The 20,193-nt window shown below is 50.5% G+C and carries 19 protein-coding genes; 2 read left to right on the plus strand and 17 right to left on the minus strand.

The features are described from left to right. Window positions 1–3: 3 nt before the first annotated feature. Both dctP and uvrD read right to left on the minus strand, forming a co-directional pair. Window positions 4–1,101: a TRAP transporter substrate-binding protein DctP gene (dctP, locus tag AACZ64_RS06065; protein ID WP_339639773.1), complete on the minus strand. Its 1,098-nt coding sequence runs from the start codon at window positions 1,099–1,101 to the stop codon at window positions 4–6. Window positions 1,102–1,118: 17 nt separating this feature from the next. Next, window positions 1,119–3,287, minus strand: coding sequence for a DNA helicase II (gene uvrD, locus AACZ64_RS06070; RefSeq protein WP_339639774.1), 2,169 nt, complete (start codon window positions 3,285–3,287; stop codon window positions 1,119–1,121). Window positions 3,288–3,416: 129 nt separating this feature from the next. Here uvrD and AACZ64_RS06075 point away from each other — a divergent pair, with 129 nt between their 5' ends. Next, window positions 3,417–4,277 (plus strand): SIS domain-containing protein, encoded by an 861-nt coding sequence (locus AACZ64_RS06075; protein WP_293614479.1) that lies wholly within the window; start codon window positions 3,417–3,419, stop codon window positions 4,275–4,277. 468 nt (window positions 4,278–4,745) lie between these two features. Here the strand turns inward: AACZ64_RS06075 and glmS are convergent, their stop codons facing one another. From glmS to mnmG, 15 genes are all read right to left on the minus strand, one after another. Then, a complete protein-coding gene (gene glmS, locus AACZ64_RS06080; RefSeq protein WP_293614480.1) occupies window positions 4,746–6,575 on the minus strand; it encodes a glutamine--fructose-6-phosphate transaminase (isomerizing) in 1,830 nt (609 codons plus the stop codon). A gap of 11 nt (window positions 6,576–6,586) precedes the next feature. Continuing rightward, entirely contained in the window at window positions 6,587–7,966 is a 1,380-nt protein-coding gene (gene glmU / locus AACZ64_RS06085; protein WP_293614481.1) for a bifunctional UDP-N-acetylglucosamine diphosphorylase/glucosamine-1-phosphate N-acetyltransferase GlmU, read from the minus strand. A 153-nt stretch (window positions 7,967–8,119) separates the two neighbouring features. Continuing rightward, window positions 8,120–8,551, minus strand: coding sequence for a F0F1 ATP synthase subunit epsilon (locus AACZ64_RS06090; RefSeq protein WP_293614482.1), 432 nt, complete (start codon window positions 8,549–8,551; stop codon window positions 8,120–8,122). A gap of 23 nt (window positions 8,552–8,574) precedes the next feature. After that, window positions 8,575–9,975, minus strand: coding sequence for a F0F1 ATP synthase subunit beta (gene atpD, locus AACZ64_RS06095; RefSeq protein WP_036858835.1), 1,401 nt, complete (start codon window positions 9,973–9,975; stop codon window positions 8,575–8,577). Window positions 9,976–10,013: 38 nt separating this feature from the next. Further along, window positions 10,014–10,874, minus strand: coding sequence for a F0F1 ATP synthase subunit gamma (gene atpG, locus AACZ64_RS06100; RefSeq protein WP_036858833.1), 861 nt, complete (start codon window positions 10,872–10,874; stop codon window positions 10,014–10,016). Window positions 10,875–10,924: 50 nt separating this feature from the next. Next, window positions 10,925–12,469, minus strand: a complete 1,545-nt coding sequence (atpA, locus tag AACZ64_RS06105; protein ID WP_036858832.1) for a F0F1 ATP synthase subunit alpha — start codon at window positions 12,467–12,469, stop codon at window positions 10,925–10,927. Window positions 12,470–12,487: 18 nt separating this feature from the next. Continuing rightward, window positions 12,488–13,024: a F0F1 ATP synthase subunit delta gene (locus AACZ64_RS06110; protein ID WP_036858831.1), complete on the minus strand. Its 537-nt coding sequence runs from the start codon at window positions 13,022–13,024 to the stop codon at window positions 12,488–12,490. A gap of 12 nt (window positions 13,025–13,036) precedes the next feature. Beyond that, window positions 13,037–13,507, minus strand: a complete 471-nt coding sequence (locus AACZ64_RS06115; RefSeq protein WP_293614483.1) for a F0F1 ATP synthase subunit B — start codon at window positions 13,505–13,507, stop codon at window positions 13,037–13,039. 48 nt (window positions 13,508–13,555) lie between these two features. Further along, entirely contained in the window at window positions 13,556–13,786 is a 231-nt protein-coding gene (gene atpE, locus AACZ64_RS06120) for a F0F1 ATP synthase subunit C (RefSeq protein ID WP_036858829.1), read from the minus strand. Between the two features lie 41 nt (window positions 13,787–13,827). Continuing rightward, window positions 13,828–14,691, minus strand: a complete 864-nt coding sequence (gene atpB / locus AACZ64_RS06125) for a F0F1 ATP synthase subunit A (protein ID WP_293614484.1) — start codon at window positions 14,689–14,691, stop codon at window positions 13,828–13,830. A gap of 24 nt (window positions 14,692–14,715) precedes the next feature. Then, entirely contained in the window at window positions 14,716–15,102 is a 387-nt protein-coding gene (locus tag AACZ64_RS06130) for an ATP synthase subunit I (RefSeq protein WP_293614485.1), read from the minus strand. Between the two features lie 169 nt (window positions 15,103–15,271). After that, a complete protein-coding gene (locus tag AACZ64_RS06135) occupies window positions 15,272–16,138 on the minus strand; it encodes a ParB/RepB/Spo0J family partition protein (RefSeq protein ID WP_293614486.1) in 867 nt (288 codons plus the stop codon). A 4-nt stretch (window positions 16,139–16,142) separates the two neighbouring features. After that, window positions 16,143–16,937 carry a ParA family protein gene (locus AACZ64_RS06140; protein ID WP_293614487.1) on the minus strand — a complete coding sequence of 265 codons (795 nt, stop codon included), beginning with the start codon at window positions 16,935–16,937 and terminating at the stop codon, window positions 16,143–16,145. Between the two features lie 10 nt (window positions 16,938–16,947). Next, window positions 16,948–17,574: a 16S rRNA (guanine(527)-N(7))-methyltransferase RsmG gene (rsmG, locus tag AACZ64_RS06145; protein WP_293614488.1), complete on the minus strand. Its 627-nt coding sequence runs from the start codon at window positions 17,572–17,574 to the stop codon at window positions 16,948–16,950. Further along, window positions 17,575–19,467 (minus strand): tRNA uridine-5-carboxymethylaminomethyl(34) synthesis enzyme MnmG, encoded by a 1,893-nt coding sequence (gene mnmG, locus AACZ64_RS06150; RefSeq protein ID WP_293614502.1) that lies wholly within the window; start codon window positions 19,465–19,467, stop codon window positions 17,575–17,577. Window positions 19,468–20,051: 584 nt separating this feature from the next. Between mnmG and rpmH the strand changes: the two genes are divergently transcribed. Then, a complete protein-coding gene (gene rpmH, locus AACZ64_RS06155) occupies window positions 20,052–20,186 on the plus strand; it encodes a 50S ribosomal protein L34 (protein ID WP_036858822.1) in 135 nt (44 codons plus the stop codon). Window positions 20,187–20,193: the final 7 nt, after the last annotated feature.

Consider the following 20,193-nt stretch of genomic DNA (forward strand, 5'->3'; position numbering starts at 1 on the left):
CGGCTATTTCAGCTCCCGGGCACGATAATACGCTTCTTCCGAAATTTTGTGATAGTCCATCACACCGGTTTTGAAAGCATTCTGGGATTCGTAAACCCGCTTGAACAGGGGATCTTTGTTGGCAATTTCCTCCAGAACCTGATCGGTGACACGATTCAGTTCCGCCAGAACTTCATCGGGTAGCGGCCGCACCTCGACACCATGAGTTTCCACCAATTCCTTTAACGCACCGTTGTTGCGAGCGGTGTAATCGTCCAGCATATCCTGATTAATCGCTCGCGCTGCAACTTCGACAATCGCCTGCAGATCATCTGGCAGGGAGGAAAAAGCCTGTTTGTTAACCATCAACTCCAGTGTCGGGCCCGGTTCGTGCCAACCCGGATAATAGTAGTACTTGGCTACCTGATGAAAACCAAATGCCAGATCATTGTAAGGTCCCACCCACTCGGTGGCATCAATCACACCCGTTTGCATCGCGATATAGAGATCCCCGCCAGGGATATTGACTGCCTCCACGCCCATGCGGCTGATCACCTCGCCACCCAAACCCGGTATCCGCATTTTCAACCCCTTGAGGTCTTCCAGGGAATTGATTTCACGATTAAACCAGCCAGCCATCTGTACACCGGTATTGCCCGCTGCCAGCGGTATCAGGTTGAAGGGTTCATAAAGCTCGCGCCATAAAGCCATACCGCCGCCATAGTGCAACCAGCCATTCATTTCCTGTGCATTGAGACCAAAAGGAATGGTTGTAAAAAGTGCTGTGGTCGGAGATTTTCCCTTCCAGTAATAGGAAGCCCCATGCCCCATTTCGACGGTACCCTGTGATACAGCATCGAAGACCTCCATAGCCGGCACCAACTGACCAGCGCCATAAACCTTTACTTTGAGCCGGCCACCACTCATACGCGCCACCAGTTCAGCAAAGTTTTCAGCGGCCATACCCAGACCGGGAAAGTTTTTTGGCCAGGTAGTAACCATTTTCCACTGGTAGGTTTTCTGGGTGGCCTGCTGCTCACGATCCGGGGATGCAGCGTCCCGGTCGCCACCACAGCCCACCAGGGCCAATAACAGTATTGCCAACAAGATAGGCACTTTCATAATTTTGTCCTTCATGATCATGCAACCGGACTGAGTTTGGCGTAGGCCAAAACCAGCCATTTGGTCCCCTCTTTATCAAAATTAACCTGTACTCGGGCATGTGCACCATTGCCCTCAAAATTGATGACGACACCCTCACCGAAAACAGGATGCAGAACCCGCTGTCCCAGAGAGAGGCCCGTGTCTTCACCGCTATCACTGAGATTCATTGCCGGTTGCCGGGCATAGCTGGTAGGGCGCTTAATCTGGGCGCGCAACCGAACCTCTTCCACCAGATTGGCCGGAATATCACGGACAAAGCGGGATACGCGGTTATAGTTTTCGATGCCATATTGCTGACGGGATTCGGCAAAGGTGAGGTAGAGTTTTTGCATCGCCCGGGTAATCCCCACATAGGCCAGCCGCCGCTCCTCCTCAAGTCGATCGGGATCCTCGGCAGACATCCTATGGGGAAACAGATTTTCTTCCATACCCGCCAGAAAGACCAACGGAAATTCAAGCCCTTTGGCCGAGTGTAATGTCATCAGTTGCACCGCATCCTCCCCGACATCTGCCTGCCGGTCTCCGGCGTCCAATGCGGCGCGATCGAGAAATTGTGGCAACGATGGCAACTCCTTTTCCTCCGGTTCAAAGGACCGACAGGCGATCACCAGCTCCTGCAGGTTTTCCACTCTGGATTCACCGCGATCCCCTTTTTCCCGGCGATGGAAATCAATCAACCCACTCCCTTCAATAATGTGGTCTACCAATTCATGCAGCGGTAACTCCGCAGACTCTTCACCGAGTTTTGCCAGTAGTTTCAGGAAGGCTTCCAGAGCATTGCTGGCCCGGCCCGAAAAACGACCGGCAGCGATGGCGTGCTCTGCTGTTTGCCAGAGCGACATCCCTTCTTCGCGGGCCAACTCACGCAATTCCTGGATTGTTTTGTCACCGATACCACGGGTCGGCGTGTTAACCACTCGCTCAAATGCGGCATCGTCGTGACAATTGACCAACAATCTCAAGTAGGCGAGGGCGTTGCGTATTTCCTGACGCTCATAGAATTTTTGTCCACCGTAGATACGGTAAGGGATGGCTGCTCGCAACAAAGCTTCTTCGAGTACCCGGGATTGTGCATTGGAGCGGTAGAGAATGGCCGACTCTTCGCGTAGATTGCCCTGATTGACCCATTCCCTCAGCCGCTCGGCAATAAAACGGGCTTCATCCTGCTCGTTGAAGGCGGCATAGAGTGAGATGGCCTCACCTTCATTATCGTCCGTCCACAGATTTTTACCCAACCGATTGGTGTTGCGCGAAATCACTGCATTGGCTGCTTCGAGAATGTTTTTACTGGAACGGTAATTCTGTTCCAGTCTTACAGTCTGGGTGGCCGGATAATCGCGGGAAAAATAGCGTATGTTTTCCACCTTGGCACCGCGCCAGCCATAGATTGACTGATCATCATCACCCACCGCTGTTACCGGTACCTGATCACCTGCCAGCACACGCAACCAGGCGTATTGAATGGCGTTGGTATCCTGGAACTCATCTGCCAGCAGATGCTGAAAACGATGCTGATAATGCTGCAGAAGTTCAGGATTTTTCAGCCAGAGCTCGTGTGCGCGAAGCAGTAGCTCACCGAAATCCACCATGCCACCGCGCTCACAGGCTTCCTCGTAAGCAGCATAAACCTGCTGCATGGTTCGCTGATAGGGATCGTGAGCCGGTTGTAAATCGCGACTGCGCAGCCCCTCATCTTTCTGGTTATTAATGAATGACTGGGCCTGTCGATGCGGCCAGCGACTGTCATCAATACCAAGGCTCTGATAGAGACGTTTTACCAGCCTAAGCTGATCATCACTGTCCAGTATCTGAAAATTTTCCGGCAGACGAGCATCTTGCCAATGCATTTTGAGTAATCGATGGGCCAATCCGTGGAAGGTACCCACCCACATTCCCCGGGCGGAGAAACCCAACAGTTCTTCAATACGCCCCCGCATTTCCCTTGCCGCTTTATTGGTAAAGGTGACCGCTATGATCGAATAGGGCGAAACCTGTTCCACCTGTATCAACCAGGCAATCCGGTGGACAAGAACGCGGGTTTTACCGCTACCTGCACCTGCCAGAACCAGAAGATGACTGGCGTTGCTGGAAACAGCCTCACGCTGAGCAGGGTTTAGGGGATCGAGTATTGTCGTGACATCCATGGCGGTGAATTCTATCAGAACCCCCGCTCGGGGTGGATGATCCGTGCGCCCGGCAACCGGTTTTTACTACAAGAATTCCATTTTTCTGTAAATTATTTACAATAAAGCTCGTGTTAGGGAGAAATCACCATGAAACCTGCTGCACTTACCTGGGCTATCAGCAGTAGCCTGCCCAGCTTACGCAAATCGGAGCGCAAGGTCGCAGAATTTATTCTGGCCAACCTGACCAATGTCATTCGCATGCGAATCGTGGATCTGGCAGAAAAAGCCGAGGTCAGTGAGCCCACGGTAGTGCGTTTCTGTCGCGCCGTGGGCTGTGAAGGTTTTCAGGATTTCAAACTGGCCCTGGCACAACAACTTGCGTCCAGCCCGAGCTACGGGCAGATCGCAGTCACCGACCAGGATTCTGTGGCTGAATACACCTTCAAGGTCTTCGATTCCACTGTCGACACCCTGCTGAAGGTTCGTGATTCATTGGACCTGAAAATGCTCGATCAGGCTGTTCAGGCTCTCTGTGTAGCCAACCGGGTGGAATTCTACGGGTTTGGTGCATCCGCTGCCGTGGCAACCGATGCCCAGCACAAATTTTTCCGCCTGCAGGTCTCTGCGGCGGCCTATGCCGACCCGCACTTACAGAACATGTCCGCCGCTTCCATGGCCCCCGGGGATGTGGTCATCGCCATTTCCCAGTCCGGCAGGACCACGACATTGATCAATGCCATGGAGCGCGTAAAGAGCAGAGGTGCCATTGTTATCGCAATTGCACCCTCAGATTCTCCGGTTGCCAATGCCGCAAATATCCCGTTAACCATCGACGTCAAGGAAGACTTCCAAATCTATACGCCGCTGTCATCCCGTATTGCCCATCTGGTACTGATTGATGTACTGGCAATTGGCGTAGCCCAGCATAAAGGCGGTCGTCTGCAAGAGCATCTGCTGGAAATGCAGCTCGGCCTGGAAGTGCTGCGGGAACCACTGGAAAATCACTAACTGTGCATTTCACAAAAAACAGCCAAAAAAAAACCCCATTAAAAAATGGGGTAAAGGTTCGAGCTACGAGATAAAACAGATTTCGGTAGACAGCCTGGGTTGTTCGACTATTTTCCTGCCCACATCATAAAAATATTTTCGCCATCAGCAGTTTGCTCGCTCGGGCGGTGCAGTTGTGTCTTATTTAACTTTGAATTGGATACAACTCATTTTTTATTATCATACTATCATCATATTATGATGATCAATTACTAATTTCATCGTTCCTGGTTGTCAGCTACGCCACTTGCCGGGATTCATGACTCAAGGATCGTGGGCCTGACTGGTTATGACAGACTAAATCTTGTACACAGGCGCCGTGTGCAATTAGTGGGAGGGGGATTTTTAATATAACCAGGGGTTACCCGGAAAGGCTTGGGAATAGGGGCATTCTTCAAAAACTGCCCGGAGGACAGGCAGTTTTAATGGTTACTCAACAGTGACAGACTTCGCCAGGTTGCGCGGCTGATCGACGTCAGTTCCTTTCAACACAGCCACATGATAAGAGAGTAATTGCAGTGGTATCGTATAAATGACGGCTTCCAGACTCTTCGGAACATGGGGAAGATTAATTACCGTCACATCCGTTTCATTTTCAAATCCGGCATTCAGGTCGGCAAAGACAAACAGCTGCCCCCCACGGGCTTTTACTTCATGTAAATTTGATTTCAATTTTTCGAGCAGATCGTTGTTGGGCGCTACCGCCACCACCGGCATATCCTTGTCTACCAATGCCAGTGGTCCGTGTTTGAGTTCACCGGAGGGGTAGGCTTCAGCATGAATATAGGAAATCTCTTTGAGCTTGAGGGCACCTTCAAGCGCAACCGGATACTGCACACCCCGGCCAAGATAAAGGGCGTGTTGCTTATCGGCAAAACACTCAAAGATTTCTTCAATCTGACCATTCAGTGAAAGTGTGTCCCGACAGAGCCGTGGCAACTGACGAAGGGCTTCCACCAGCAATCGCTCTGTTTCTTCAGACAGGCCATGGCTCTTGCCAATACCGATACAGAGTAGTTGCAAGGCCACTAACTGGGTCGTGAATGCTTTTGTCGACGCAACACCGATTTCCGGTCCGGCATAGGTCATCAACGCCATATCCGACTCCCTCACCAGAGAGCTGTTGGCAACATTACAGATAACCAGCGTGGCGAGATAGCCGGATGTTTTTGCTGAAGCCAAGGCGGCAAGGGTATCGGCCGTTTCTCCGGATTGAGAGATCGTGACAAACAAGGTATCGGCGGGAACAACAACTTTGCGGTAGCGGTACTCACTGGCGACCTCGACCTGACAGGGAATACCGGCCCATTCTTCCAACCAGAAGCGGGCCACAAGCCCGGCGTGATAGCTGGTACCACAAGCCACGATATGCACGGCTTTTATCCTGGGGAATATTTCAACGGCTCGACTCCCAAATGCTTCCGTTAGTACCCGGGTTTGGCTGATACGTCCCTCCAGGGTGGATTCAAGCACTTCGGGCTGCTCAAATATCTCCTTCATCATGTAATGGCGATAACTACCCTTGTCAGCAACATCGTCACCACCTGGGAGTGTGTCTATATCGCGTTCCACCAAGCTGCCTGTTTTGTCAAAAACGCTATAGTCGCCTTCTTTTAACTCGACCAGATCACCTTCTTTGAGGAACACAAATCGATCCGTTACCTGGCGCAGTGCCATTTGATCAGAGGCAAGGAATGTTTCTTCGATACCGACACCGATGACCAGCGGACTACCGCTTCGGGCACCAATTAATATTCCGGGTTCACTGGTACTGATCACTGCCAGCGCATAGGCACCACGCAACCGTGTCAGGCAATTTTGCACTGCCTGACGGAGTGACCCGGCACTTTTCAGCAAGTGATTCACCAGATGGGCAATCACCTCGGTATCTGTTTCGGACGCAAACTGATAGCCCAGATCCAGCAGCTCTTTCTTCAACTCGGCATGGTTTTCAATAATACCGTTGTGTACAACGGCCACACCGCCAGACGTATGTGGGTGGGCATTGATTTCATTGGGAATACCATGGGTTGCCCAGCGGGTGTGAGCAATTCCGAGGTTGCCACGTGTTGGTTGCTCAACCAACCGATCGACCAACTGTGCGACCTTGCCCTGGTTTTTGCGTAACTGCAGCTCACCGTTTTGATCAATCACAGCCAAACCGGCAGAGTCATAACCGCGATACTCTAGTCTTTTGAGCCCTTCGATCAGGATGCCGATCACATTTCGCTGTGCTTGTGCCCCAACTATTCCACACATAAACTTTCCCGTTAATTACTGGAGGGATGTATCTTTTTGATCGGCCGCTTCCAGCCCTGAATATTCCGCTGCTCCGCTCTGGTCAAACCCAGCTCATCTTCGGCTACATTACATGTAATGGTGGAGCCCGCGCCTACTGTCGCATCCTTGCCAATATTAACCGGTGCCACCAGCGAAGTGTTTGAGCCAATAAACGCATTGTCACCAATCACGGTCTGATGTTTGTTCACACCATCGTAGTTGCAGGTGATGGTGCCAGCTCCAATATTGACATTAGCACCCAAGAAAGCATCGCCCACATAGCTAAGGTGATTGATTTTTGTGCCTTTTCCAAGGATAGATTTTTTGGTTTCAACAAAATTGCCTATTTTGGCATTTTCAGCCATCTCAGTACCTGCTCTCAATCTCGCGAAGGGTCCGACGACACAGCCCGGACCAATCATGCTGCCTTCCACAATACTGTTCGCTTTGATTTCGACCCCGTCGGCAATACGACTGTCAATAATTACACAGTTGGGCCCAATATGGATGTTATTGCCCAACTCAACCTCACCCTCGAAAAGCACATTAATATCGATATAATTGTCTGTGCCGGTAGTCAGTTTTCCCCTCACATCGAGTCTCGCCGGGTCGGCAATAGTGATACCGGCCATCATCAGTCGTTCTGAATGCTGCCGCTGATAGTAACGCTCCAGTCGACTCAACTGACTACGATTATTCACACCCTCTATCTCTTCCGGGAACAGGGGCTGCGAGGTTTTAATCTTGCAATTATCTTCGTGTGCAAGTGCAATAATGTCTGTTAGATAGTACTCCTGCTGGGCATTGTTGTTATCAATTGCCGGTAACCAGCTTTTTAGCTTTGCCGCAGGTAATGCCAATACGCCTGTATTCACCTCACGAATGCCGAGCTGTTCCGGGGTTGCATCTTTTTGTTCAACAATCGCAGTCACGTCCTTTGCACTATTTCTGATAATTCGCCCGTAACCGGATGGGTTATCCAGTACCGCCGTTAAAAGTACTAATGACCCGTCAGCTGCCAGATCTACCATCGCCTGTAGCGTTTCTGGCTGAATTAACGGAACATCGCCATAAAGTATCAATACGGTGGCATCACAGCGAACAAGCGGGAGAGCCTGCTGCACAGCATGTGCCGTACCCAGTTGCAGTTGCTGTTCAACGTAGCACAAATCAGTGCCCTTTATTTCGGATCTGACCTTGTCAGATTCGTGACCAGTAACGATGATAACTTTAGGTGTTTGCAGACTGTTCGCGGTATCAACAACGTGTTGCAACAAGGGGCGTCCGGCCAAACAATGCAGAACTTTTGGCAGACTGGATTTCATTCTGGTACCTTTGCCCGCGGCCAGTACGACGACGTCCGTTGCCATAGATATCTCCTCGTTAAATCAAAGTATTTAATCAGTATCAGTTATGGATTACCACCTTGGAAGGATCTGTATCCTCTCTTGTCACGGGGAAATAATCGAGCATAAAAAAAGGGTGGCAAAAGCCACCCTTTTTTTATAGATTTCAGAAAACAATTATTTTTTCCCACCCATTTTCTTACGCAATTGTTCAATGGTGCGCAGCTGGGCAGCAGCGGCAGCCAGCTGGGATGCAGCGCGGGAATAATCAAATTCTCCGCTTTGATTGGTCATATCCTGCTCAGCATGTTTCTTGGCTTCCAGGGCCGCGGCTTCATCGAGATCATCAGCTCGCAATGCAGTATCAGCCAGAATAGATACCTTGTTGGGCTGAACTTCCAGATAGCCGCCAGAAAGGTAATAAATCTCTTCTTCACCGTTCTGCTTAACAATCCGGACAGGGCCAGGTTTTAGGTCTGTTAACAGCGGCGCGTGACCAAAGGTTATACCCAGTTCCCCCTGTGAACCACTGGCGACCAGAAGCTCTATCAGTCCGGAGAACAGGTACTGCTCGGCACTTACGATGTCACAGTGCACAGTCATAGCCATATCTTAGTGCCTATATTGATCGTTTACTTCATTTTCCCTGCTTTCTCAACAGCTTCATCAATCGTACCTACCATATAAAACGCTTGCTCGGGCAGGTTGTCGTAGTCGCCGTTAAGAATCCCCTGAAAGCCAGCAATCGTATCTTTCAAGGAAACATATTTTCCAGGGGAGCCAGTGAAGATCTCAGCCACATGGAAAGGCTGCGAGAGGAAGCGCTCGATTTTTCTGGCACGGGAAACCACCAGCTTGTCTTCCTCTGAAAGCTCGTCCATACCAAGAATGGCAATGATGTCCTTCAATTCTTTATAACGTTGCAGAACCGTCTGAACACCCCGGGCTGTATCATAGTGATCGTGGCCAATAACCAGCGGATCGAGCTGGCGGGAGGTAGAATCCAAGGGATCTACTGCAGGATAAATACCCTTGGCTGCAATATCACGACTCAGTACAACTGTGGAGTCAAGGTGGGCAAACGTGGTGGCGGGGGACGGATCCGTCAAGTCATCTGCAGGAACATAGACAGCCTGCACTGAAGTAATGGAGCCAACCTTGGTTGAAGTAATACGTTCCTGGAGAACACCCATTTCCTCTGCCAGCGTTGGCTGATAACCAACCGCAGAAGGCATACGACCCAGCAGTGCAGAGACTTCAGTGCCCGCCAGCGTGTAACGATAGATGTTATCAACAAACAGCAGTACATCACGACCTTCATCACGGAATTTTTCAGCCATGGTGAGACCAGTCAGCGCCACACGAAGACGGTTACCGGGTGGTTCGTTCATCTGACCGTAAACCATTGCCACTTTGGAGTCACTGGGGGTTTCGATGTTAACAACTTTCGATTCCTGCATCTCAAAGTAGAAATCGTTACCTTCCCGAGTACGCTCACCAACACCGGCAAACACGGACAGACCGGAGTGCTCGGTGGCAATGTTATTAATCAGTTCCATCATGTTCACAGTTTTACCGACACCGGCACCACCGAACAGACCTACTTTACCGCCCTTGGCAAATGGACACACCAAGTCAATTACTTTAATGCCGGTTTCCAACAGATCCGTAGACGCAGCCAGTTCATCATAGGCAGGCGGTTTACGGTGAATGGAAGCACGTTCAGTTTCACCAATGGGGCCACAATCATCAATCGGATCACCTAATACATTCATGATGCGTCCGAGTGTTGCAATACCTACTGGTACACTGATCGGTGCGTTGGTGTTGCCGACACTAAGGCCCCGGCTCAAACCCTCTGAAGAACCCATGGCAATAGTACGCACTACGCCATCACCAAGCTGCTGCTGGACTTCCAGGGTCAGACCTTGCTTATCAACTAACAGTGCGTCATATACGTTGGGTACCTGATCACGCGGGAACTCCACGTCAATCACCGCACCAATAATTTGTACGATACGTCCGCTACTCATGTCTGATTCCTCTTAAACTAAGGCTGTAAAATCTTGTATTAAACGGCTGCTGCACCACTAACGATCTCGGACAGCTCCTGGGTAATTGCCGCCTGGCGTGCTTTGTTATAAAGCAACTGCAATTCGTTGATCAAATCACCCGCATTATCGGTGGCACTCTTCATGGCGATCATTCTCGCCGCCTGTTCGCAGGCCTTGTTCTCTACCACACCCTGATAAACCTGGGATTCGATATAGCGAATCAGAAGTCCGTCGAGGAGATCCTTAGCATCGGGCTCATAGATATAATCCCAGTGATGCTTCATCTTATCGTCTTCGATTGGTAGTAGGGGTAACAGCTGCTCTACCACGGGTTTTTGGGTCATGGTATTAACAAAATCATTCGATACCAGATAAAGGCGATCAATGGCTCCCTTGTCGTAGCCATCTAGCATCACCTTCACGCCTCCAATAAGATCACTGGCAGAGGGCTGGTCGCCCAAATCTTTAACGGTAGCAACAACATTGCCACCATAACTGCCAAAGAAAGCCGCTGCTTTGTTACCCAAAGCGCAGAGATCAATCTCGACACCTTCATTTGACCAGGACTTCATTGACTTGATAACTTCTTTGAACAGGTTGGTATTCAGGCCACCGCACAGACCCCGATCGGTCGAAACAATAATAAAGCCGACCCGTTTTACTTCTCGCTCTTCCATGTAGCGATGTTTGTACTCAACATTCGCATTCGCGAGATGACCAACGACGGAACGAATTCTGTCAGCGTAGGGCTTGCTTATCTCGCGACGTTCCTGGGCCCGCCGCATTTTACTCGCAGCAACCATCTCCATAGCACTGGTAATTTTCTGTGTGCTACGGATACTATTGATTTTGGTTTTGACTTCTTTTCCGACTGCCATAATTTAGCCTTTCACCATTTTGGGCCGACAATGTCAGCCCAAATCAGAAATTACCAGGTTTGAGTGCTGATGAACTTATCCAGCGCTGCCTTGTAACTGGCATCAAGGTCGTCGTTCCAGTCACCAGTCTGATTAATCTGATCAAGCAGGTCACCGTGTTCCGCTTTCATATAGGAAAGCAACGCCTGCTCAAAATCACCAATCTTGTTGACTTCGACTTCTTTAAGATAACCCCGGTCAGCGGCATAAATCATCACGGCCATTTCTGCCACACTTTGTGGCGAGTATTGGCCCTGCTTCATCAGCTCGGTAACACGCTCACCGTGATCAAGCTGAGACTTGGTAGCTTCATCCAGGTCAGAGGCAAACTGAGAGAAAGCCGCTAGTTCACGGTATTGAGCAAGTGCTGTACGGATACCACCTGACAATTTCTTAATGATCTTGGTCTGTGCCGAGCCACCTACCCGTGATACTGAGATACCTGCGTTCATGGCAGGGCGGATACCGGCATTGAACATGTCGGCCTCGAGGAATATCTGCCCGTCGGTGATCGAAATCACGTTTGTCGGAACGAAGGCTGATACGTCACCTGCCTGGGTTTCAATCACGGGCAGGGCAGTCAGCGAACCGGTTTTACCCTTGACCTCTCCGTTGGTGAATTTTTCAACATACGCCGCGTTAACGCGAGCAGCACGTTCCAACAAACGGGAGTGCAAGTAGAAAACATCGCCCGGGTAGGCTTCCCGGCCCGGAGGACGACGCAACAACAAAGAAATCTGACGATAGGCCCAGGCCTGCTTGGTCAGATCGTCATAAATAATCAAGGCGTCCTGGCCACGATCGCGGTAATACTCGCCCATAGTACACCCGGCAAAGGGCGCCAGATATTGCATAGCCGCGGGATCAGATGCGGTTGCTGCAACCACAATGGTGTGTTCCATGGCGCCGTGCTCTTCCAGCTTTCGCACAACGGCTGCGACGGATGAGGCCTTTTGACCAATCGCCACGTAAATACACTTAATGCCAGAACCTTTCTGATTGATGATGGCATCTACCGCAATTGCTGTTTTGCCGATTTGGCGGTCGCCAATAATCAACTCCCGCTGACCACGGCCAATCGGTACCATCGCATCAATTGCCTTGAGACCGATTTGTACAGGTTGGTCAACCGATTGCCGGGCAATAACACCCGGTGCCACTTTTTCAAGTGCATCGGTCATCTTGGCGTTGAGAGGGCCCTTGCCATCAATGGGGCTGCCCAGTGCGTCAAGCACACGACCTTCAAGCTCCGGCCCAACCGGAACTTCGAGAATACGACCGGTGCAGCGAGCCTTCTGACCTTCAGCCAGACTTTGATAGTCACCCAGAATAACAGCACCGACAGAGTCTCTCTCCAAGTTGAGAGCCATACCGTAGATGCCACCTTCGAATTCAATCATCTCACCGTACATCACATCGGCAAGGCCGTGTATGCGAATAATACCGTCAGATACCGAAACGATCGTGCCTTCGTTTTGCGCCTCAGAAGAAACATCAAGGCTATCGATACGCTCTTTGATGATCTCACTGATTTCGGATGGATTCAGTTGCTGCATGTGCTCTGGTCCTCAATCCTATGAATGTAATGCTTCGGCGAGTTTTGACAATCGCCCGCGTATGGATCCGTCTATGACGGTGTCACCAGCTCGTACCACAGCACCACCTATCAGCGTGCTGTCGATGGACACCTGCATGTTAACGGTGCGTTCCAGTTTCGCACTGAGCGCACTGGCCAGCTTTTCTTGTTGCTCAGCAGTGATTTCCATGGCTGACACGACATTTACCTCAACGGTTTTTTCGCGGTTGGCCTTGAGTATCTCAAATTGCTGATATATCTGTGGTAACAGCTTGAGCCGATGATTGTCTGCCAAAACCCGAATAAAATTCAGCATCTTGCCAGAAAGGGCATCACCACAAACAGTGATTACTTTTTCTGCCTGCTGTGCTGCCGTGTATGTCGGCGAGCTCAACAGTTTTTCTACTACATTTTGCTGTGCTACAGCGGCGGCTACAGCAAGACCATCTGACCAGTTTTGCAGATCTCCCGCTTCCGCAGCATATTCAAAAGCCGCTTTTGCATAGGGCCGAGCCAACGTGCTTAATTCAGCCATGTTTAACCTCGGTTACAGCTCTGCTGCAAGTTTATCGACCAGTGCACGGTTTGCACTTTCATCGATATTTGCCTGCAAGATTTTTTCAGCACCAGCCAAAGCAAGTACGGCAACCCTTTTGCGAAGCTCTTCTTTCGCGCGGTTAACGTCCTGTTCGATTTCCGCTTGAGCTGCTGCCTTGAGACGATCACCTTCGGCTCGGGCTTGCTCCTTGGCTTCACCGACTATTTGGTTAGCTCGCTTGTTTGCTTGCTCAAGTATTGATGCCGCTTCTTGCTTGGCTTCCTTGAGACGCTCGGTGGCTTTTTCCTGGGCCAACTCCAGATCGCGCGAAGCGCGATCAGCAGCATCCAAGCCATCGGCTATTTTCTTCTGCCGTTCTTCCATTGCATTGATAATGGCGGTCCATACAAACTTTTTGCAGAACCACACAAAGAACAGGAAAGAAACCAGCTGCCCGAATAGGGTCAGGTTAATATTCACGCCAACACCTCGTTCCTAGGGTTAAAAAAAGAATCGGGTTGTTGTTGCTTAACCGGCATAAACCGCAAAGATCAGGTACATACCGATACCCACACCGATCATCGGAATCGCATCAATCAGGCCTGCCAGAAGGAACATTTTACCTTGCAGCATCGGACCCAGTTCCGGTTGACGAGCAGTGCCTTCCAGGAGTTTCCCCCCCAGCAAGCCCATACCAACTGCGGCACCCAGGGCACCAAAACCAACCATAATTGCGGCTGCAACCAAGATGAGTTCCATTTTTATCTCCTAATGACTGTAGTAGTAAAGTTAAAAGTAAATCAGTGATCTTCGTGTGCCATGCTCAGGTACACAACGGTCAAAACCATAAATATAAATGCTTGCAGAGTAATGATCAGAATATGGAATATTGCCCACCCCAACTGCAAGGCGCCACCAAAGGTGCCCAATACCCAACCTGCGCTGTACATCATCGCAATAAGGATAAAGATCATTTCACCGGCATACATATTGCCGAACAACCGTAAGCCCAGTGAAAAAGGTTTGGCCAACAGCCCCACCAGTTCCAGGGCCAGATTGATTGGAATAAAAACAGCCTGAACCACAGGGTTCTTGGCAGAGAAGGGTTGCAGGGTCAGTTCACCCAGGAATCCACCAACACCTTTTACCTTGATGCTGTAATAGATAATCATGCCGAAAACGGCCAGCGCCATGCCAAGCGTAATATTCGGGTCGGTGGAGGGGACGATTTTCTGGAAATGCACACCTGCCTGGAGCATTAGCCAGGGAATGACATCGACCGGGACCAGATCCATCAGGTTCATCAGAAAAACCCAGACAAATATGGTCAGGGCCATCGGGGCTATCCAGGGGTTTCTGCCGTGGAAGCTGTCTTTTACCACCCCATCGACAAATTCCACCATCATTTCGACAAAATTTTGCCATCCCGACGGAACGCCAGTGGTAGCACGATTTGCCGCCCAGCGGAATAAAAGAAGGAAGATAACACCCAGACCAAATGACCAGCCCAGGCTGTCAACATTAACTGCCATGAAGCCCATTTCAGCGGCTTCCTGGGCGTTGTGAGCAAAACTCCAGCCATTTTCCGGGTGCTGACCATAGGTAAGATTGGTCAGGTGGTGCTGGATGTATTCTGTTCCCGTTTGTTGTGTATCGCCTGCCATTTTTATCTCTCAAACCAGCGAGGTCTAATTGCTCGATTGACTTAATACCCGTGCGGCGCAAAAGCACTGCACAATTATCATGGCACCATAACCGAGAAAAACGCCGGGTAGACTGACTGGCGACACATAACTGAATGTCAAACCAAACAACACAACCGTGAGCAATAACTTGCCCGTCTCTCCCCTGTATATGGCACGTATTATTTTCGGGGTTTGCCTGGCTCCCATATAGTGAAAGGTCTGTCGGGTGAAATAGGCTTGCGGGCCTATCTGAATCACCCCACCAATCAGCAAGGACCAGCACAGTACTCTATCGACCGGTAGCAAAGCCAACACCACAACCAACAAAACCATCAGTTGAACCAGTGCTATTCGAGCTACCGGCGGAGATTTAATGGTAGCTTTCTTCACTACCTTCCCCCCATCCGTGCTTTCTGTTCGAGCTGACAATTTTGCCAACCCAAACGGGCGGCAATTATAGGTAGTACAAGTAGTAGATTCAACTAAACTTTGCCATTGAGGTAAGTTTTGGAGGGCTGTGGAAGAAATAGCCACCATTGATGCAGCTTATGGCTTGGCTTTATTTTATGTGTTCAAGAATGCCTTCCAGCTCATCCAGACTGTTGTATTTAAGGGTCAGCTTTCCCTTGCCTTTGGCTGAATGCTCAATCAGTACGGGGACACCAACTTGCTCTGATAGCTTGTCCTGCAACACCCTGATATCACTATTTTCTTTTTGTTTCTCTTTCTCGACCGGCGGTTGGAGCATTTTTCTCACCAGCGCTTCCGTTTGCCGGACAGTCAACCCTTTTGCCACAGCCGCTCTGGCCACCTCAGCCTGCATGAGACCTGACAACCCAAGCAGGGCCTTGGCGTGGCCGGCCTCCAGGTCACCGTGCTCAAGTAGTTTTTGTACGTCTTCCTCGAGGCTCATCAGGCGCATGATGTTCGCTACTGTACTGCGAGGTTTGCCAACCGCATCGGACACCTGTTGCTGGGTCAAACCAAACTCCTGTTGCAAACGAGTAAGTGCCTGAGCCTCCTCCATTGCATTGAGATCTTCGCGTTGAATATTTTCAATCAACGCCATCGCAATAGCAGCTTCGTCTGATACATTCCTGATCAGCGCCGGTATGGTCTCCAGGCCGACCTGCTGGGCCGCCCTCCAGCGGCGCTCTCCGGCAATGATCTCATAGCTGTCGACACCAATGGCTCGCACCACAATGGGTTGCATAACCCCTTGCACACGAATGGAGTTGGCAAGCTCCTCCAGTGCTTCAGGGTGCATATCCCGACGTGGCTGATATTTGCCACGGATCATAAACTCCAGCGGTAATTCTCTCAGGTGATCACCTTCCGGCACATGTTGAGAAGTTGAGGCCTCCTCGTCATCCTCAACACCTAACAGTGCATCCAGGCCCCGCCCCAAACCTTTTCTTCTGACCATAACGTTAACCTGCTCTTTCAATCTGTGCTCTCGCCGATTTTCCTCTGCGAATGATTTCCCCTGCCAGTCCCAGGTAAGCAAGCGCTCCTTTGGAATGTTTGTCATAGCTGAGAGCTGGCTGTCCGTAGCTCGGTGCTTCAGCCAATCGGACATTACGCGGGATAGCGATACGGTAGATTTTGTCGCCAAAGTGCCTTCGCAACTGTGCGGTAACCTCGTTGGTCAAACTATTTCTGGGGTCGTACATTGTCCGCAAGATACCCTCAACCTGCAGTTTTGGATTAAGGAATTTCCCTATCCTCCCGATCGTCGTCATCAACGCCGATAATCCCTCCAGCGCGTAGTATTCGCACTGCATGGGTATAATGACGCCATCACAGGCCACCAGCGAGTTTACTGTCAACATACTGAGCGATGGGGGACAATCGATGACGATGTAATCGTAACTGCTTTTCACTCTGGCCAGTGCATGCCGCAACCGGCTCTCTTTATTGTTCACTCGGAGCAATTCCACTTCGGCTGCAGTGAGGTCACCATTGGCTGGTAACAGATCAAAGTTGCCTGTCTCACAGCGCTGCAGCGCATCTTCTGTTTTGATATCACCGGTGAGCACATCAAGGATGGTTATTTTCAGCTGACTTTTTTCGATACCACAGCCCATGGTGGCATTACCCTGGGGGTCCATATCCACCAGGAGGATACGCTTATTGTAGCTGGCCAGCGAGGCCGCCAGATTTACACTGGTGGTGGTTTTCCCCACGCCACCCTTCTGGTTGGCAATGGCAAATGTTTGACTCAAAGCAATGTCCTCAGGCGGGCGCAATTTCTATCAGGTGCCGATGACCTTCAATACCGGGAACAACAAGCCGGTGTGAGCCGACGACATTATAGTGTTTTGGCAGATCGCTCAACTCCTGCTCAGGATATTGCCCCTTCATAGCATAGAAACGCCCATCCTTCGACAACAGATGGGCACAGCTCTCGATCATGCCCGCCAGACTGGTAAATGCGCGACTGATGACGGCATCGAAGGGCTGATCCGGGCGATAGTTTTCTACGCGGGACTGCAGTTGCTGCACATTACCCAAACCAAGTGTGGTTTTTACCTGAAAGAGAAAGCGGGTTTTTTTGCCATTGCTATCGAGCAGGATGAACTGGCGTTCCGGGAAGCATATCGCGAGCGGTATTCCAGGCAACCCGGGGCCTGTTCCCACATCAATGATACGCTCCCCTTTTACATGTGTAGCAATACTCAGACTATCCAGTAAGTGATGGGTAACCATCATTTTTGGGTCGCGAATGGCGGTCAAGTTGTAGGCGTTATTCCACTGTTGCAATAAAGCCAAGTAGGCAAAAAGCGTGTCGATCTGCCCATCCTCCAGGGGTAAACCCAGAGCCTGCAGCCCATCCCGGAATATCTGTTCCCGACCTGACATCTAGGAGGCGATCTTCTTTTCAACCATTGATTTTCGCTTCAGGTAGATCAGCAACAGGGATATTGCCGCTGGTGTCACACCCGGTATGCGCGAGGCCCTCGACAAGGTATCCGGGCGTGCGGCTATCAGTTTCTGTTTCACCTCGTTAGACAATCCCTTGACTGCACTGAAATCAAAATCAGCAGGAATCGGGGTGTTTTCCTGGCGTTGCATGCGAGCAATTTCTTCCTGCTGGCGTGCGATATAACCGGCATACTTGGCATCTATCTCCACCTGTTCCGCCACCTCCCCGGCAATGTGCAATGGCGCTTTCTCCAGTGATTGAATATCGTCGTAATGCAGTTCCGGCCGTTTCAATAGCTCGAAAAGACTGTATTCATGCATTGGCACAGAGCCGGTTTTTTTTGCAATCATTGCTGCTTGGGGGCTGCCAGGCTGGATCCAGCAACTCTTCAATCGCTGCTGCTCCTGTGCTACCGCTTCACTTTTTTCACAGAAGCGCTGCCAGCGCTGATCATCAACCAATCCCAACTCCCGCCCTTTTTCGGTGAGCCGCATGTCCGCATTGTCCTGCCGCAACAACAGTCGGTATTCTGCACGACTGGTAAACATCCGATAGGGTTCATGCGTCCCCATAGTAATGAGGTCATCTACCAGCACGCCGATATAGGCCTCATCGCGTCGCGGACACCATGGCGCCATGTCTCGACTCTGTAGTCCGGCATTCAAACCAGCCAGTAAGCCTTGGGCCGCAGCTTCTTCATACCCCGTCGTGCCGTTTATCTGTCCAGCAAAGAATAATCCGTCAATATGTTTGCTCTCCAATGAGTACTGCAAATCCTGTGGATTGAAATAGTCGTACTCAATGGCATAACCCGGCCGGGTTATATGCGCGTTTTCAAAGCCAGCTATTGAGCGAACCAGCTCCATCTGCACATCAAAAGGCAGACTGGTTGAAATACCGTTGGGATAGAGCTCATGGGTTGTCAGCCCCTCTGGTTCGATGAATATCTGATGACTTTGCTTGTCGGCAAAACGGACCACCTTGTCTTCGATCGAAGGGCAGTAACGGGGGCCAACACCCTCAATTACACCGGTATACATCGGTGAACAATCCATTCCACCACGAATAATTTCATGCGTGCGCTCGTTGGTGTAGGTAATGTAACAACAGGTTTGCCGCGGGTGCTGAGAACCATCTCCGAGAAACGACATGACAGGTTCCGGCGTATCGCCCCACTGGACCTGTAGTCCTTCAAGATTGACACTTCGTGCATCGATTCTTGGCGGCGTGCCGGTCTTCAGCCGATCGACCCGCAAGGGCAATTCCCGGAGCTTTGCCGCCAATCCCAGCGCCGGTGGATCCCCGGCTCGTCCACCGGCATAGTTTTCCATCCCGATATGAATTTTTCCGGCAAGGAAGGTACCCGCTGTCAAAACAATGGTTTTCGCCTCAAAACGCAATCCCATCTGCGTTACCACACCACTCACCCGAGTGCCGGCCATCATCAGATCCTCAGCTGCCTGCTGGAAAATCCACAAATTGGGCTGGTTTTCCAGAACTTGGCGAACCGCTGCCTTGTATAAAATACGGTCTGCCTGGGCTCTGGTTGCCCTGACAGCCGGGCCTTTTCGAGCATTGAGGGTTCGGAACTGAATGCCGCTGAGATCCGTTGCACTAGCCATGACACCGCCCAGGGCATCCACTTCTTTCACCAGATGACTTTTGCCGATCCCGCCTATCGCCGGATTACAGGACATCTGTCCTAGTGTTTCAATATTATGTGTGAGCAAAAGGGTCTTACAGCCCATTCGAGCCGCAGCCAGGCAGGCTTCGGTACCGGCGTGGCCGCCACCAATAACAATGACATCGAACTTTTCCGGGTAATACATGGGCAAAAGACTATTCTCTGGTTTTTGGAGCAAGGGCGGGGAGTATAAAGTAAATTGTCTAAAAATTAACCGTTTCGTTGCTCCCACAGTGCACACGGTTTCCCTGCATCAGGTGTTATGTTCAGTCGGGCGTCAGGCAATTATTAAAATAGATAAAGTATCTTTTCTTTATATAGATATTAGTAAATAGTAGTTATATATATACAACGTCTTTTCTGTAGTTAGATTAAAATATTCTTTTATTATCAATGCATTAAATGCGATTAAAAACACTTGGTAAGTTGCTTTTAGAGGGCTTTTTTTCTTTGTGTAACCTGTGGGCGAAAATGCCAGTTGTGCACAGGCGTTATTTATAATGAGTTACCCACAATTCTGTTCATAGGTAATCCACCGAATTTTCCCTTGAGTTACTCACAGTTTTAACACAGGTGTGGATAACCGGGTCTGAACCACTGGCCAGCCTGTGGGTAAGTTTGCTCCAAGGTTATTTGCTTCCGGGGAAGATCTTTGATTGATCTGGCACCGGATATTCATTAAAATCCCCCGCCCTTTGAAGGTAACAGGCCAGCTTAAGGAAGTACGCCATGAAAAGAACATTCCAGCCCAGTGTATTGAAGCGCAAGCGTACCCACGGATTTCGTGCACGCATGGCAACAAAAAATGGTCGCCAGCTAATAAACCGCCGCCGGGCCAAGGGCCGGAAGCGTCTGGCAGCCTGATTGTTAC

The organism is uncultured Porticoccus sp. (assembly GCF_963975625.1).
Classification (GTDB): Bacteria; Pseudomonadota; Gammaproteobacteria; order Pseudomonadales; family Porticoccaceae; genus Porticoccus.